Below are 15003 nucleotides of genomic sequence, written 5' to 3'. Positions count from 1 at the left end.
GCGTCATGTGGAATTGGAAGCGGAAGGAAAAGAAGCCGTCCAAAAAGCAGGAACAAACAGCGAAAAAGAGTGATACGCTGTCTGATTTTATTAAAGCCCTTGGAAATTCTGAAGATTTTGTCCACTACTCTCTTAGTGGAACGACCCATTGTACAGTTTCCTATATTAAAACGATCAGTGATTTGGAAACTCTGACCCGCCATGTGCTGCCGGTTTTAAATGATATATCTTTTTACACATTGGAAGAAATGCAGCAGAAAATTCCCGTTGAACATATTTTAATAACGGATAAATTGGATTTAATTCAGGAAAAAGTCATGTTCGGTTACATCCTGATTCAATTGAATGAAAAAGATAAAGAAGTCCTTCTTATTCCAGCTGTATCTTTACAATCAAGAGCGGTGAGTATTCCTGAGGTTGAATTCAGCGTCGTAGGACCGAAGGAAGCGTTTGTAGAAACTCTCAATACGAATATAAACCTGATTCGTAAGCGGATGCCCCTGCCTCAATTAACAGTGAAAGAATACAACGTCGGCAAGATAACAAATACACGGGTGGCTGTTATTTATGTCGATGGGATTGTCGACCAGGACAACGTGGAAACGGTAACCCAGCGCTTGAAGGATATTGAGTATGATCAGATGATTGACAGCTCATTTGTTACCCAGATGATTGCGGATAACTCGAACTCTCCCTTTCCGCAGCTGCTTGATACAGAGAGACCGGACAGGGTCGTTTCTACGCTTGTTGAAGGAAAGATTGCGATTTTGGTTGATGGATCTCCCCATGCCTTAACCTGTCCAACGACGGTTGTTGAGTTTTTTGGAGCTTCAGACGATTACTTTCTTCCCTGGCACTTAGCCAGCGTCTTTCGTTTGATTCGTTTATTTGCCGTTATCTTCTCTGTTTTAAGTACACCGCTCTATGTAGCTGTTCTCACCTATCATCATGAAATGATCCCTGCGGATTTGATGCCGACGATTGTTTCCTCAAGATCAGATATCCCTTTTCCGCCTATTTTAGAAGTCATTGTTTTGGAGCTTGCTATTGAGCTTTTACGGGAAGCGGGAGCCCGTTTACCAACGAAGATCGGTCAAACAATCGGTATTGTTGGTGGTATCGTCATTGGAACAGCGGCTGTAGATGCCGGGCTTACGAGTAATGTGTTATTAATCATCGTAGCCCTTGGTGCGCTGGCTTCCTTTACGACGCCTGTTTACCAGATCGGTAACACAATAAGGCTGATTCGTTTTCCTTTTCTTCTTGGTGCGCAGCTGTGGGGACTGATTGGAGTATCGATGTGTATGGTATATTTCATCGGCCATTTAATTAAGCTGCAGTCAATCGGACGTCCATTTTTTGAACCCTTGTACCCTATGCGTATTAATGATTTAAAAGATGCGTTTATCCGAATGCCTTTTAACAAACAGACCGAACGTCCTGTTTTAATGCGTACAGAAGATCCTAAACGCATGAATCAATCACGTGTTAATGCAAAGAGGGATATTGATGAATAAATTAAACAATAGTTCTGGTATCAGCATACCCGAAAATTATTTAGTGACCCCGACCTATGTTTTTTTCCTTGTCCATAGTATGCAGGTGGGTGTCGGGATATTGGGCTTTGAAAGGTATTTAGTAGAGAAGGCAGGATTCGATGCATGGATTTCCATTTTAATTGCCGGTGTTGTTCTTCACATTATCCTTTGGACGATTTACCGTCTCCTTCAAAATGGGGGCGGTGATATTGTTCATATTCATAAAAAGATATTCGGAAAATACGTAGGAGGATTCTTAAGCCTGTTGTTCTCTGCCTATTTTCTTATGTTAGCTTTTACGGTCATTATTACGTTTATAGAAGTCATTCAAGTATGGGTGTTCCCAGGTTTGAATTTGTGGGCGTTTGCTTTCGTTCTCATATGTCTTGTCTACTATCTAGTTTCTGGCGGATTCCGTGTTATTACCGGGATCTGCCTGATCAGTGTTGTAATCGGCCTGCCCATTATACTGCTCAAATACTTTCCAGTTGAAGCCGGTCATACGATCAATATCTATCCTGTCATCAGTCACAGCGCAGGTGATATTCTGGCTGCGTCGAAACAAAGTATGTTGAGCTTTATTGGACTGGAATTTCTTTTGATCTATTACCCATTCATAAAAAATCCAGAAAAATCCAAGAAGTGGGCCCATTTTGCGGTGTTTTATACGACGATGCTCTACTTAATCAGCGTGCTGGTTACGTTCGTTTATTTCAGTGAGGAACAATTAAAGCAGGTGGTATGGGGAACGATTGCTACCTGGAAGATTGTCGAATTTCCTTTTATCGAACGATTTGAGTATGTAGGGATTGCCATGTGGCTGTATGTTGTCCTGCCTAATATATGTCTTGGATTATGGGGGGCCACGCGTATTCCGAAGCGTGTGTTTCATATGAAACAAAAACCGGTATTGATTGTTTTTTGTCTGCTGCTGTTTTTAGCAACGCCTTTTGTGACGGGCAGACCGCTTATCAACTCGATTAACTCCTTTTCGGGACAGGTGGGTTTTTATGTGCTTCTTTATATCCCGGTTTTACTTATCCTCAAAACTATTTCTGATAAAGTGAGGAATCGACATGAAAAGTAGGCTGATATTATCTTTAATCGCTGCTGCCGGATTACTCACAGGCTGCCTGCCAAGTAAGAGTGTGGAGGAGAATGCCATTGTACAGATTGCAGGATATGATAAGGGAGAGGAAAAACGAATCCAGGGCACGGTTGCCATTCCTCAGTATGGAAAAAGTGAAAAGAAAACAGCGGCTTCAGAAATGTATTTAACGGTAAATGCGGATTCCATTAAAGATGTAGAAAAAGAAATACAAAAGCATTCCTCAAAACCGATATCAACAGGGAAACTTGCCGTTACTTTATACAGCAAGGAGCTTGCCGAAGCAGGTATTTCTGACATTATTGACGTCTTAAGCAGAGATGCACGGCTTAGTCGAAATATGTTTCTTGGACTTGTGGATGGCAGTGCAAAGAAACTGATCGAAAGCGGGTATTCACAGGACGAAACGACATCCAAGCATATTCAAGGGTTAATTGAAAACAATACCCGGCACAACTTTCCTGATACCAGTCTCCACAAGTTCTTATATGCCTATTATGGTCACGGGATGGACCCATTTCTACCTGTCCTCTCCCAGCAGGAAACATTTGTCGAACTTTCAGGAATTGCTTTTTTTAAACAAGGCACAGCCGTTGCGACCATACCGGACTCAGAGGTCTTTACGTTTAAGATGTTAAAAGAAAACTTCAAAAGAGGCATGCAGGATGTTCCTTTTAAAGGGGGGACCATCATGATGGACAACATTGGGTCTGTGGTTGATTATAAGATGACTGGAACAGTAGACAATCCTGAATTTAATATCAGGATAAAGGTGAAAGCAGAAGTCAATGAAATGGTGGGGGTAGAAGAGAAAGCAACACCGGCATTAGCAGGGGAAATGGAAGAGGCGTTTGTAAAATACTTTACAGACCATGCCGATGAAATGATAAAAATGTTTAAAGAAAATGACGTAGATCCATTGGGCTTAGGAAACTTTGCAAAGACCAGAAAGAGGGATTTTGATTTAGACAAGTGGCATGACAATTATTCGGAACTGAGCATTAATGTGAAAATAGAAGTGGATATTACGGAGTACGGCATTTTTTCTTGAGAGTAAAGTGTTCCCGCTATCGTTTCATTACAAAACTAAAAGAGGCGCAGTCTGCGCCTCTTTGTTTCATGTGAAATATTCAAGACTGGCTTCAGGGAAGTATTGTTCGATGTATCCCCCTAAGACACTCTTCATTTCTTCTTGTTCCTCTTTCTGGTAGACGTATTTGCCAATACCGTACTTGCCCCATTTGTATTTACGTTTCTCTTCGTCCATCTCGAGCTTTGTCATGGGGTAATTCTTTTGAATGACGCGTTTAGCCGGTTTTGTGAAGCGGTGCTGGATCAGTTCAAACGTTAAATCTTTGGTCGCATAGTCAGGAAGCTTATCCTGCAGCTGTTCAAAGAGTTCTTTATATCCTTCTTTCCAATCTTCATATAAATAGATCGGCGCAATAATAAATCCTAATGGGTAGCCTGCTTTTGCCACTTTCGCTGCTGCTTCAATCCGTTCATTCAACCGGGATGTCCCGGGTTCCAGATATTTAATGACGTAGTCGGCATTCATACTAAACCGGAATCTTGTACGGCCATTGTGTTTAGCATCCAGCAGATGATCGACGTGGGCAAACTTGGTTACAAACCTCAGTTTTCCATATTCCGACTGCCCAAAATATTCAATCGCCCGCTTAAGCGAATGGGTTAAATGATCAACGCCGACAATATCAGACGTACAGGAGGCTTCAAATCTTGTTATTTCAGGTGCACGTTCTTTCATATACTGTTCGGCAGATTCAAATACTTCTTCTACATTTACATAAGTCCGGATATACGGTTTACTTCCCATTGTCGTTTGTAGATAACAGTAATGACAGTGGCCCATACAGCCTGTGGCGAGTGGAATGGCGTACTCCGCAGATGGTTTGGATGTATCAAATTTTAATGTTTTTCTTACACCGACAACAAGCGTTGACTTCGCCATCCGATACTTTTGGAAATCATTTTCTCCAGGGAGATTCCGGACCTGGTTATGAGAAGTCGTTTCCCTTATTTCAATTCCCATATCCTCAAACTTCGCTTTTAATTCCCGGCCTAAGGGGTATTCCAGAGCTCTTGGTTCAATATAAACAAGTTCAGGGATGAAAGGTTTTACCACAGCTCTCCCTCCGACTCTGCCCCACCGCCGAATGCATCATTATAGGCGCGTTCTGCTTCTCCTTCTGAAGCATATACGGCAATCGAATCGTCTAACGGGAAGTAAGTTTCATACAAAAATAGGTCCAGTTCACCGGGACGGTCAGGACTATTTACTACAGCAGCTTCTTGTACGTTGGCAACATCATACGTATGGGGATTGCGATAGACCACATAAACAATATCGCCTGCTTTGTAATTGGATTCATAATTCATCCGTTCACCTGCTCTCAAGAATTTTGTTTTAACTGTAAACATACTCAATCTGTTCATTTGTGCTCATTCTTCCACAAAATCCAGCTTTTATTTAAAATGATCACTGTCAATAAAAGGGATAGGAAAACAAGTATAGAAGGGAATAGAGAAAGAATAATGAAAAAGGAGAGTTTGTATGAATCTGAACTTACATACCGATCGTTTATCCTTACAGCCGTTCACACTGAAATCAGCAGACAGAGTTGCCGAACTGGCTGGAGACAAAGCAGTAGCTTCAACAACTTTTGTCCCTCATCCGTACACGTTAGAGATGGCCGAAGAATGGATCTCCAGTCACGGGGAATGGATTGAAAATAAAATCGCCTTTCCTTTCGCTATAACCTTAAAGGAGACCGGTGAATTGATTGGCACAATGACTTTAAGAGTTGACCAAAAGCATCAAAAAGGCGAACTCGCCTACTGGATAGGGAGACCTTACTGGAATAAAGGCTACGCTTCTGAAGCGGCGATAAAGCTGACGGCCTTTGGACTGGAAGAAATGAACCTGCACAGGATCTGGTCGGCGGCCATTACGACGAACCCCGCTTCCACAAAAGTCATGCAAAAAGCCGGGCTGAGTTATGAAGGAACACTGAAACACGATGTTTTTCATTGGGGAGAATATAAGGATATCGATGTCTATGGTTTAGTGAAACAAGATTAAGGATCTATGTTTCATGTGGAACATAAACGTTAAGCAGAGCGGTTGGATTTATATATGAGTTTTTTTGTATAGATGGGAGTACGGGAGCTGAGACATTTGAGAGTGGTGACGGAAGCGGGGAGAATGTTCGCATTCCGGCTTCCTGTTTATCGACCGTCCTCCCTTCCCTTCCTCTCCTTCTGGATACATGAATGGACCCTTTAGTGTCCACGCCTCAAAAACCCGTCCTTCCCCTTAAGAATCCTCCCTGGGATTTCTTCGTTTCCTCTTCACTATTTGAGAGCCCTTCAATTTCCCGTAGAAGAACAGAACTTACTACACCAATTAACATGATGGTTTTGTTTACACATGTACGAAAAAAGTTTCTGCCAAAAGGAAAAAAGAAAGCCGATAGCAAAATCTATCGACTGGATTTGTCAAAAAAGTCATAGATGGATGAGGGATAAACCGCATAACAGGGGTGAGGATCGTGGAAAATAGGCGCACTTTCGACAAATGCCCTCTATATTTCTTCAATCATGAAGATACTTTTCATAGATTAAATATGATAAAATAAAAATAGAAATGAAAAAACGGCATACGTATGCGCAGCAGCTACTAAGCCTGCGGCGCTTTTTATGTTCCAAAAAAGACTTATTGATATGAATAAGCGTATGCTCGATCGTATAAAGGTGGTGTCTGATCGTGTTACATCCTTTTGGTCGTTTATTCGGGCTAGGGGACAAACCGGATTCCGATAATGACAACAATGAAGAAGAAGGCTACAGCCCCGACGAAGTTGTACAAGTTCCCGTTGACCATGTACAGCCCAACCGTTACCAACCTCGAGCGATATTTAATCATGAGAAGATCAGCGAACTTGCCCAGACGATACATACACATGGGATGATTCAGCCGATCGTTCTCCGTCGGTTAAATGAAGAAGATTATGAATTGATAGCTGGTGAACGCAGATGGCGTGCCGTCCAGTCTCTGGGGTGGGAGAGCGTTCCCGCCATTATCCGCGATATGAGTGACTCCCAGACCGCTTCGGTCGCCCTGATTGAAAACCTGCAGCGGGAAGAATTGACCGTCATAGAAGAGGCGTTAGCTTATGCAAAATTGATTGAACTGCAACAATTGACGCAGGAAGCACTTGCTCAGCGGCTTGGAAAGAGCCAATCTACCATTGCCAACAAGATTCGATTGTTAAAGCTGCCAGAAACCGTTCAGCAGGCGATTATGGATAAAAAGATTACCGAAAGGCATGCACGGGCGCTTATCGGATTGAAAGATGCAGAATTGCAGGAGAAAGTTTTAGCAGAGATCATCGAGAAGCAGCTGAACGTAAAGCAGACGGAAGAACGCATTGCTAAACTCAGTGATCCTAAGCCAAAGAAAAAGAAGCCGACACTCAAAGGTGTCAATAAAGATATGCGGATTGCGATGAATACCATCCGCCAGTCTTTGAATATGGTGACGGACACCGGAATTAATTTAGAAACAGACGAAGAAGATCATGATGACTATTACCAGATCACAATTAAAATTCCGAAGAAAAAATCATAGCCCGAACCACCCATCTTGACTTATGTGGAGATGGGGCTTTTTTTAAGTCATAACGCCTATGGTTTTGAAATAAATGGTAAAATGATAAAAAACACAGGGCAGGTGACATCATGGGGAAAGTAATTTCCATTGCGAATCAAAAAGGCGGGGTGGGCAAGACAACAACCGCCGTTAATTTAAGTGCTTGTTTAGCCTATCTGGATTATAAGGTGCTTTTAGTCGATATTGATCCACAAGGAAATGCGACCAGTGGTGTGGGCGTTGAAAAAGGAGACTTGGATCAGTGTATTTATGACGTCCTTGTTGACGACAGGAAGGCTGAACAGGTAAAAACCTCCACGCTGGTTCCCAATTTAGATGCCCTTCCGGCTACTATACAGCTGGCGGGAGCGGAAATAGAGCTTGTACCGACGATATCAAGAGAAGTCCGTTTGAAAAAATCAATGGACCAAATCAAGCAGGATTACGATTATGTCATCATTGACTGTCCGCCTTCTTTAGGTCTGCTTACGCTGAACGCGTTGACAGCGTCTGATTCTGTTCTGATTCCTGTTCAGTGCGAGTATTATGCGCTTGAGGGCCTCAGTCAACTTTTGAATACGGTCCGCCTCGTTCAAAAGCATCTCAATAAACATTTGATGGTGGAAGGTGTTCTGTTAACTATGCTTGATGCAAGAACCAATCTAGGAATTCAAGTCATCGAAGAAGTAAAGAAATATTTTCAAGATAAAGTTTATCAATCCATCATTCCCCGTAATGTGCGTTTGAGTGAAGCCCCAAGTCATGGGAGACCTGCTATTCTTTACGATGCCAAGTCCCGTGGTGCTGAGGTGTATCTAGAATTAGCAAAGGAAGTGATTGAGAATGGTGAGAAGGTTAGGTAAAGGTCTGGATTCTCTTTTCACCGGTTCCATCGAAGAAGATCAGCTCCAGGAGATCGCAGTTAAAGACTGCCGTCCCAATCCCTACCAGCCTCGGAAGCAATTTGATGAGGAGGCCCTCCTTGGGTTGCAGCAATCAATTGAAGAACACGGAATTCTTCAGCCTTTAATTGTGCGTAAAAGTATTAAAGGGTATGAAATTGTCGCAGGAGAACGACGTTTCCGTGCTGCCCAAAAAGCCAAACTTGAACAAGTCCCTGCTCTTGTCAAAGAGTTGACGGATGAACAGATGATGGAAATCGGTCTGCTTGAGAACCTTCAAAGAGAAGACCTGTCCCCTATTGAAGAAGCACGTTCCTACGAGCAGTTGATGAAGGAATTAAACATCACCCAGGAAATCTTATCTCACCGGCTCGGGAAAAGCCGGTCCCATATTGCCAATCTGATCCGGCTGCTCGCCCTGCCTGTGGAAGTGACTCGAAAGATTAATGAAGGGAAACTGTCTATGGGACATGGACGTGCTCTTCTAGGCGTGAAAAGCCGCGAAGAACAGCTGAAGCTTGTCGAACGCATTGAGAAGGAATCCTTGAATGTACGCCAGGTTGAACGTCTCATTAATGAAATGAATCAGAAGAAAGAAAAGAAAAAAGATAAATCATCTCCAAAGGATATCTTCCTTAAGGAACGGGAAGAAAACCTGCGGAGCAGCCTGGGTACAGGTGTGAAAATTCATAAAGGTAAACGTAAAGGCAAAATAGAAATCGAGTTTACAAACGAAGAGGATTTAGAACGAATTTTACAGTTCTTCCATAATGAAAAGTAAAAAATCAGAGGCTGCCTAGTCTCTGGTTTATTCTATGTCATGGGATAACTTGGTACTGGAGAGAATGGTATGGTTTTATTAGGTACACTTGTAAACGGCTTATGTATAGGTGTGGGGACGCTGTTAGGTCTGTTTTTTACAAAGATCCCTGAAAGGTATAAAGAAACGGTGATGAGCGGGGTCGGCCTTGCCGTTTTATTAATCGGACTCCAGATGGCCTTTGAAACAGAAAATATCGTCATTGTCCTCCTCAGCTTACTTATCGGGGCTATTCTTGGCGAGGCGGCGCGTTTAGAAAGCAAGCTTGAGTACATAGGAAGATGGATGGAGCGCAAATTTACAAAGCCTGATCAGACCTCAAGTCTCGCCCAGGGGTTTATTACTGCTTCTCTCATCTTTGTGATTGGCGCGCTAGCTGTCATTGGAGCCCTCGACAGTGGCTTGAGAAATGACCATGAAGTATTAATTACAAAAGCCATCATTGATGGTTTTATTTCGCTTGTGCTGACCACGACCCTTGGCATCGGGGTGATCTTTTCTATCATTCCAGTCGTCCTTTATGAAGGGTCGATCGCTTTGCTTGCCACTCAGATTAATCACTGGATCCCTCAGCAGATGCTTGATTTATTCATCGTAGAAATGACGGCTACAGGTGGTCTGTTGATTGTAGCCATCGGATTGAACTTGTTGAAGTTGACGAAAATCAGAGTGGCCAACCTGCTTCCTTCCCTCTTGGTGGTCGGATTTGTGTTAGCCGCAGCGCAGCTGTTTTAGTTTTACCGGATGATTTTCTTAAACGGGTAACTTGAGGTGGTAAACGTTCGAAAAGCGGCCGTGTCTCTGCGGACCTGCCGGCGTTTCGCCTCTGTCAGCTGAATGGCTGCTGCTACTTTAGCAGCCATCTGCATCACGACGTGCAGTCTCGTATTCTGTAATACCACATGTTCCATAAAACCACTAACATTGACCATTCCGCTGATGTGCATCTGACCTACAGGCGGAAGGTCTTTTTTTAATGCCGATCCCGGGCTGAGTGAACCTTTTCCTAATATAACGGAACCGACAGATGATGATTTTCCTAAGCAGGCGTCAACGGCCAGGATATAGGGATTGGAATGATTCCTGCGGATGTCCATCAGCCGTTCCTTTAAATTTAAAGCGTGCAGAGGATCTTCTAAGGTTCCATAAATTTTAAAGGTTTCAATAGACTGTTCATAAAGCATAGAACCTACAAGAGGCCCAAAGGAATCCCCCGTAGATCGGTCCGTCCCAATACAGGCAATGATGATTTCCTTTGAAGGCGGAAGCCATTCTTGTAAATAAGTGCTCAGCAGGTCACTCATGACTGGATCATCCGTGCTGACGCGCCGCTCTTCTTTCGAAAACTTGTCCTTGAAATTCATAGCTTCTCCTCCAGACACATAGTAGTAACAGTATATAAGGTTGTCCGTCTTTCTATACGTGACAAATACATAGATGTGGAGGAACAGGCATGCTAAAAGCAGGATGCAAGTGGATGTTTTTAATCATAGGGACAATCATCGGCGCAGGATATGCTTCCGGGAGGGAATTATGGCAGTTCTTTGGAGATAACAGTGGTGTGGCCATCTTATTATTTGCCCTTATGTTTATCTGCTGCTGTAAAGTTATTTTGGATATCAGCTATAAAAAACAAACCGGTCATTATTTACCTGTTCTCCGGGCTATTGTCGGCAGGCATTTAACGGGAGTGTACGATTGGATGATTATCGTCTACCTCTTTACAACAACCGTCGTTATGCTCGCAGGAAGCGGTGCTACATGGCAGGCCTTTAATTTTTCCTACCGCATTGGCGTCCTTGCCATTGTCATTCCACTGATTCTGCTTTTTGTATGGGATGTCAAAGGGATTGTGGTTGTAAATAGTTTCGTTTTACCTTTGTTGATTTCAGGACTCTTGTTTGTCCTCATTCTCTTCATAAAAGATCAGGAGCTGTCTCTTTTTGGCCATGTGCATGAAATGAGTAATTGGATGGCTGCCTTCCCATTTACAGCGCTGAACATTCTTCCGCTGATTGCAGTGCTCGGCGCGATCGGCAACCAGGTCCGCCATAAAGGAGAAATTTGGATTGCGAGTGTCGGAAGTGGCGTCATCCTCGGTGCGGTTTCCTATCTTTACAACAACAGTCTGATTCAAATTTCAGAAGATATTATTCTCTATGAAATCCCCCTTTTCGCTATTCTTAAACACTATCCTTATGAAATGATGATTTTTATGTCGATTATTTTATGGATTGCTATTTTTACAACCGCTGCTTCAGGAACGCTCGGACTTGTTACAAGGTTTAGAGAATATGTCAGGCAGCCCCTTTGGATCCTGGCTATGGCGGTGATTGCTGTCATGCTTCCCTTTACATCCTTCGGGTTCTCGACGCTTATTGAATATTTGTATCCTCTATATGGAATCCTGAATCTATATGTGCTGGTTGCCCTACTTATATACCCCGTTACTTCCAGATTCAAAATTCGCTAGAAACCTGTTAAAATGAATGTCATATTCATAGAAAAGCAGGAGGGAAAGCGGTGGAAGATGTTGAAAAAACAGTAAATGATGCAAAGACGAAATGGGATGAGATCGTCGAATATGTAACTGGACCGGAATTATGGTTCAATATCACAATAGGTGCAGTTAAAATCATTTTAATTTTGTTGATTGCGTTTTTAGTGATTCGGATTGGAAGAGGAGTCATCACCCGTTTCTTCGCCAATAAGCGGAGGGGTCCTTTTCAAATTTCACAACGTCGTGAAGCGACACTGAACAAGCTCGTCATCAACACCTTATCGTATGTCGTCTATTTTGTTGCGTTTATTATGATCCTGGATACATTCACCTTGGATATTGCCGCTCTTCTCGCTGGTGCCGGGGTGGCCGGTCTGGCCATCGGTTTCGGTGCGCAGAACCTTGTTCGGGATGTGATTTCTGGATTTTTCATCATTTTTGAAGACCAGTTCTCTGTCGGGGATTATATCCGCACCTCAGGTGTAGAAGGATTTGTGGAAGAAGTCGGACTCAGGACATGTAAAGTCAAAGCCTGGACAGGAGAAGTACATATCCTCCCTAATGGAAATGTGACACAAGTAACAAACTTCTCTATGCATAACAGTATCGCTGTCGTCGATGTAAGCATTGCTTATGAAGAGGATATTGAAAAAGCTGAAAAAGTTATTTCAGAACTATTAAAAGAACTTCCGAGCCGTTATGAATCTATGATCAATGTACCGGAACTATTAGGAGTACAAAGCCTTGGGGCATCTGATGTTGTTATGAGGATCATGTCCGAAGTGAATCCTATGGAGCACTGGGTCATTGCCCGTATGATCCGGAAAGAAGTGAAAAATCGTTTAGACCAGGAAGGAATTGAGATTCCATTCCCACGAATGGTTCTGTATTCACGTGAAGATCAAAACAATCTCCCACAAAATCCAGATGAATAAGGAGGGCCTGCCCGATGGCTGAAAAAACTTATGAACTTAATGATATCGTGCAAATGAAAAAACCCCATCCATGTGGAGAAAACCGCTGGAAGATTATTCGAATGGGGGCCGATATTCGAATTAAATGTGAAGGCTGCGGACACAGCGTTCTCGTTCCACGCCGCAAATTTGAAACGAAAATGAAGAAGGTATTAGAAACAAGCGAATAACAACCACTCTCCTTCCGATCATTCGGAAGGTTTCTTTTTGGTTTTTCCCCTTTTTTCTGGGGGCTTAAAGTTATGAGTGAGGAAGAAATATTCCATGAAACTTCTTTTACTGTATTCCTTTGGCAGCTGACTTTTCATTTGTTATTGTGAAAAAAGGAATTTTAGGAAAGTTTTCGACCCTATTGCTGCATTTTGCATAGGTTGTTATTTTAAAGTACAGAATCTATAATTAAATGGACGAACATGCATGTATGTAAATCCTTAAGGAGTGAAAGTCTCATATGGCACTAACAGCAGGAATCGTAGGTTTACCGAACGTAGGAAAATCTACGCTATTTAACGCAATTACACAAGCGGGCGCTTTGTCTGCGAACTACCCGTTCGCCACAATAGATCCGAACGTTGGGATCGTGGAAGTTCCGGATAGTCGTCTGGATAAGCTGACCGAGCTTGTAAACCCGAAAAAAACCGTTCCGACAGCTTTTGAATTCACAGATATCGCAGGAATTGTTAAGGGCGCAAGTAAAGGGGAAGGACTGGGGAACCAATTCCTATCCCACATCCGCCAGGTTGACGCGATCTGTCACGTTGTCCGTGCGTTTGAAGATGAAAACATCACACACGTATCTGGACAAGTGGATCCGATTACCGATATTGAAACGATTAACCTTGAGCTTATCCTTGCCGACTTGGAGACCGTATCGAAGCGTATGGACCGTGTCGCTAAGATGGCTCGTCAGAAAGATAAAGAAGCGGTTGCTGAGTACGCTGTACTTGAGAAGCTGAAAGAAGCGTTGGAAGCAGAAACACCTGCCCGCGCGGTTGAATTCAGCAGTGATCAGCAGAAGATCGTGAAAGGCCTTCATTTATTAACTTCCAAGCCGATTCTTTATGTAGCAAACGTCAGTGAGGATGAAATCGGCGAAGCAGACAACGATAAAGTGAAGCAGATCCGGGAATTTGCAGCGAAGGAAAATGCTGAAGTTATTGTGGTTTGTGCGAAGATTGAATCAGAAATTGCTGAGCTTGACGGCGAAGAGAAAGATGAATTCCTTGAAGATCTTGGTATTGAGGAATCAGGACTTGATCAGCTCATTAAAGCTACGTACAACCTATTGGGTCTGGCAACTTATTTCACTGCCGGTGAACAAGAGGTACGTGCGTGGACATTTAAAGAAGGCATGACCGCTCCACAGGCAGCCGGCATCATTCATACCGATTTCGAGCGTGGGTTTATCCGTGCGGAGACGGTTTCTTATGATGATTTAGTTGATGCTGGTACGATGGCTGTCGCACGTGACCGCGGCCGTGTCCGTTTAGAAGGAAAAGAGTATTTGGTGCGCGATGGTGATGTTATTCACTTCCGTTTCAACGTATAAGCGAGGATCCTTCCTTTGAAAGGTTGTCAATCACGGACAAGTTTGGTACAATACTTTATTGTGAGTAATTAAACGAATTACTCCTTGCTCCTTTGATAGAAAAGGAGCCGTCAAGTCCATAAGGAGGTGAAAACGGATGAGTAGAAAATACGAAATCATGTATATCATCCGCCCAGACATCGAGGAGGAAGCGAAAACATCTGTCAAAGATCGTTTCAGCAAAATCCTAACTGATAACGGAGCGGAGATCGAAGAAGTTAAAGAAGTTGGCAAGCGTCGTCTTGCTTACGAAATTAACGACTACCGTGATGGAATCTATGTAACGGTTGACTTCACTGGTACACGTGAAGCAATCAACGAATTCGACCGTCAAGCGAAGTTCACGGATGATATTATCCGCCACATCGCTGTACGCGAAGATGACAAATAAGGAGTGGTTCTGATGTTAAATCGTGTCGTATTAGCCGGCAGATTGACGAAGGATCCTGATTTACGCTATACACCAAACGGAGTAGCTGTTGCCAACTTTACAATCGCAGTGAACCGTCCTTTTTCCAACAATTCCGGAGATCGCGATGCCGATTTCATTAATTGTGTGGTCTGGAGACGTGCAGCTGAGAACCTGGCTAACTTTATGAGTAAAGGAAGCTTAGTTGGAGTTGATGGACGTTTACAGTCCCGCAGCTTTGATAACCAGGAAGGTAAGCGTGTGTTTGTAACAGAAGTTGTTGCAGACAGCGTACAGTTCCTAGAATCCAAAGGTGCTTCCCAAGGTGGAGGAAACCGTGGAGGTTCAGGATACCAGCCAAATCAGAATCAACAACCATCAGGAAACAACTTCGGTTCTAATAATAACAACCAACGAAATGACGACCCATTCGCAGATAATGGGGAGCCAATCGATATATCCGATGATGATTTACCATTCTAAATAGAAAGG

At 43.1% G+C, this 15003-nt stretch carries 17 protein-coding genes; 14 read left to right on the top strand and 3 right to left on the bottom strand.

All coding sequences use genetic code 11. The annotated features are described in order from the left end of the window. Positions 1-5: 5 nt before the first annotated feature. Genes LC036_RS11345 through LC036_RS11335 form a run of 3 tightly spaced genes read left to right on the top strand, consistent with a single transcriptional unit; the run spans position 6 to position 3697 of the window. Complete coding sequence (locus LC036_RS11345) at positions 6-1517, top strand: spore germination protein (RefSeq protein ID WP_226582310.1); 1512 nt, start codon at positions 6-8, stop codon at positions 1515-1517. Further along, positions 1510-2625 carry a GerAB/ArcD/ProY family transporter gene (locus tag LC036_RS11340; protein ID WP_226582308.1) on the top strand — a complete coding sequence of 372 codons (1116 nt, stop codon included), beginning with the start codon at positions 1510-1512 and terminating at the stop codon, positions 2623-2625. The genes LC036_RS11345 and LC036_RS11340 overlap by 8 nt, the downstream gene beginning before the upstream one ends. Continuing rightward, a complete protein-coding gene (locus LC036_RS11335) occupies positions 2615-3697 on the top strand; it encodes a Ger(x)C family spore germination protein (RefSeq protein ID WP_226582306.1) in 1083 nt (360 codons plus the stop codon). Before LC036_RS11340 ends, LC036_RS11335 begins: the two co-directional genes overlap by 11 nt. Before the next feature lie 66 nt (positions 3698-3763). Here LC036_RS11335 and splB read toward each other — a convergent pair whose 3' ends face one another. Together splB and LC036_RS11325 are read right to left on the bottom strand one after the other, a co-directional pair. Then, positions 3764-4792, bottom strand: a complete 1029-nt coding sequence (gene splB, locus LC036_RS11330) for a spore photoproduct lyase (RefSeq protein WP_226582305.1) — start codon at positions 4790-4792, stop codon at positions 3764-3766. Beyond that, positions 4786-5088 carry a transcriptional regulator SplA domain-containing protein gene (locus LC036_RS11325; RefSeq protein ID WP_319004462.1) on the bottom strand — a complete coding sequence of 101 codons (303 nt, stop codon included), beginning with the start codon at positions 5086-5088 and terminating at the stop codon, positions 4786-4788. The genes splB and LC036_RS11325 overlap by 7 nt, the downstream gene beginning before the upstream one ends. A gap of 133 nt (positions 5089-5221) precedes the next feature. Here LC036_RS11325 and LC036_RS11320 point away from each other — a divergent pair, with 133 nt between their 5' ends. The 5 genes from LC036_RS11320 to LC036_RS11300 all read left to right on the top strand — a co-directional run bounded on the left by LC036_RS11320 (position 5222) and on the right by LC036_RS11300 (position 9775). Then, positions 5222-5749 carry a GNAT family N-acetyltransferase gene (locus LC036_RS11320; RefSeq protein ID WP_226582303.1) on the top strand — a complete coding sequence of 176 codons (528 nt, stop codon included), beginning with the start codon at positions 5222-5224 and terminating at the stop codon, positions 5747-5749. A 684-nt stretch (positions 5750-6433) separates the two neighbouring features. Continuing rightward, positions 6434-7297 carry a nucleoid occlusion protein gene (noc, locus tag LC036_RS11315; protein WP_226582301.1) on the top strand — a complete coding sequence of 288 codons (864 nt, stop codon included), beginning with the start codon at positions 6434-6436 and terminating at the stop codon, positions 7295-7297. 110 nt (positions 7298-7407) lie between these two features. Then, complete coding sequence (locus LC036_RS11310) at positions 7408-8181, top strand: ParA family protein (RefSeq protein ID WP_226582299.1); 774 nt, start codon at positions 7408-7410, stop codon at positions 8179-8181. Beyond that, positions 8162-9001, top strand: coding sequence for a ParB/RepB/Spo0J family partition protein (locus LC036_RS11305; protein WP_226582297.1), 840 nt, complete (start codon positions 8162-8164; stop codon positions 8999-9001). The genes LC036_RS11310 and LC036_RS11305 overlap by 20 nt, the downstream gene beginning before the upstream one ends. Positions 9002-9070: 69 nt before the next feature. After that, on the top strand, positions 9071-9775 hold the full coding sequence (locus LC036_RS11300; protein WP_226582295.1) for a DUF554 domain-containing protein: 705 nt from the start codon (positions 9071-9073) through the stop codon (positions 9773-9775). A gap of 2 nt (positions 9776-9777) precedes the next feature. On the opposite strand, the gene yyaC is transcribed toward LC036_RS11300, so the two are convergent. Then, complete coding sequence (yyaC, locus tag LC036_RS11295) at positions 9778-10404, bottom strand: spore protease YyaC (RefSeq protein WP_226582292.1); 627 nt, start codon at positions 10402-10404, stop codon at positions 9778-9780. An 89-nt stretch (positions 10405-10493) separates the two neighbouring features. On the opposite strand from yyaC, the gene LC036_RS11290 reads away from it, so the two are divergent. The 6 genes from LC036_RS11290 to ssb all read left to right on the top strand — a co-directional run bounded on the left by LC036_RS11290 (position 10494) and on the right by ssb (position 14994). Then, complete coding sequence (locus LC036_RS11290) at positions 10494-11513, top strand: hypothetical protein (protein ID WP_226582289.1); 1020 nt, start codon at positions 10494-10496, stop codon at positions 11511-11513. Positions 11514-11563: 50 nt separating this feature from the next. Beyond that, positions 11564-12475 carry a mechanosensitive ion channel family protein gene (locus LC036_RS11285; protein WP_413229874.1) on the top strand — a complete coding sequence of 304 codons (912 nt, stop codon included), beginning with the start codon at positions 11564-11566 and terminating at the stop codon, positions 12473-12475. Between the two features lie 14 nt (positions 12476-12489). Further along, a complete protein-coding gene (locus tag LC036_RS11280) occupies positions 12490-12684 on the top strand; it encodes a DUF951 domain-containing protein (RefSeq protein WP_226582286.1) in 195 nt (64 codons plus the stop codon). Positions 12685-12965: 281 nt separating this feature from the next. Next, complete coding sequence (ychF, locus tag LC036_RS11275; protein ID WP_226582284.1) at positions 12966-14063, top strand: redox-regulated ATPase YchF; 1098 nt, start codon at positions 12966-12968, stop codon at positions 14061-14063. Between the two features lie 136 nt (positions 14064-14199). Further along, entirely contained in the window at positions 14200-14493 is a 294-nt protein-coding gene (gene rpsF, locus LC036_RS11270; protein WP_226582281.1) for a 30S ribosomal protein S6, read from the top strand. A gap of 12 nt (positions 14494-14505) precedes the next feature. Beyond that, positions 14506-14994, top strand: a complete 489-nt coding sequence (gene ssb / locus LC036_RS11265) for a single-stranded DNA-binding protein (protein ID WP_226582278.1) — start codon at positions 14506-14508, stop codon at positions 14992-14994. Positions 14995-15003: the final 9 nt, after the last annotated feature.

It is taken from the genome of Halobacillus litoralis (genome assembly GCF_020524025.1).
In the GTDB taxonomy this organism is placed as follows: domain Bacteria; phylum Bacillota; class Bacilli; order Bacillales; family Halobacillaceae; genus Halobacillus; species Halobacillus litoralis_D.
The sequence above is the reverse complement of the archived record's forward strand: the minus strand, read 5'-3'. Positions and strand labels throughout refer to the sequence as shown.

Coding starts and splice junctions, on each gene's coding strand:
- LC036_RS11345 (WP_226582310.1), top strand. CDS start 6: ATGTGGAATTGGAAGCGGAAGGAAAAGAAGCCGTCCAAAAAGCAGGAA.
- LC036_RS11340 (WP_226582308.1), top strand. CDS start 1,510: ATGAATAAATTAAACAATAGTTCTGGTATCAGCATACCCGAAAATTAT.
- LC036_RS11335 (WP_226582306.1), top strand. CDS start 2,615: ATGAAAAGTAGGCTGATATTATCTTTAATCGCTGCTGCCGGATTACTC.
- LC036_RS11325 (WP_319004462.1), bottom strand. CDS start 5,088: ATGTTTACAGTTAAAACAAAATTCTTGAGAGCAGGTGAACGGATGAAT.
- LC036_RS11320 (WP_226582303.1), top strand. CDS start 5,222: ATGAATCTGAACTTACATACCGATCGTTTATCCTTACAGCCGTTCACA.
- LC036_RS11310 (WP_226582299.1), top strand. CDS start 7,408: ATGGGGAAAGTAATTTCCATTGCGAATCAAAAAGGCGGGGTGGGCAAG.
- LC036_RS11305 (WP_226582297.1), top strand. CDS start 8,162: ATGGTGAGAAGGTTAGGTAAAGGTCTGGATTCTCTTTTCACCGGTTCC.
- LC036_RS11300 (WP_226582295.1), top strand. CDS start 9,071: ATGGTTTTATTAGGTACACTTGTAAACGGCTTATGTATAGGTGTGGGG.
- yyaC (WP_226582292.1), bottom strand. CDS start 10,404: ATGAATTTCAAGGACAAGTTTTCGAAAGAAGAGCGGCGCGTCAGCACG.
- LC036_RS11290 (WP_226582289.1), top strand. CDS start 10,494: ATGCTAAAAGCAGGATGCAAGTGGATGTTTTTAATCATAGGGACAATC.
- LC036_RS11280 (WP_226582286.1), top strand. CDS start 12,490: ATGGCTGAAAAAACTTATGAACTTAATGATATCGTGCAAATGAAAAAA.
- ychF (WP_226582284.1), top strand. CDS start 12,966: ATGGCACTAACAGCAGGAATCGTAGGTTTACCGAACGTAGGAAAATCT.
- rpsF (WP_226582281.1), top strand. CDS start 14,200: ATGAGTAGAAAATACGAAATCATGTATATCATCCGCCCAGACATCGAG.
- ssb (WP_226582278.1), top strand. CDS start 14,506: ATGTTAAATCGTGTCGTATTAGCCGGCAGATTGACGAAGGATCCTGAT.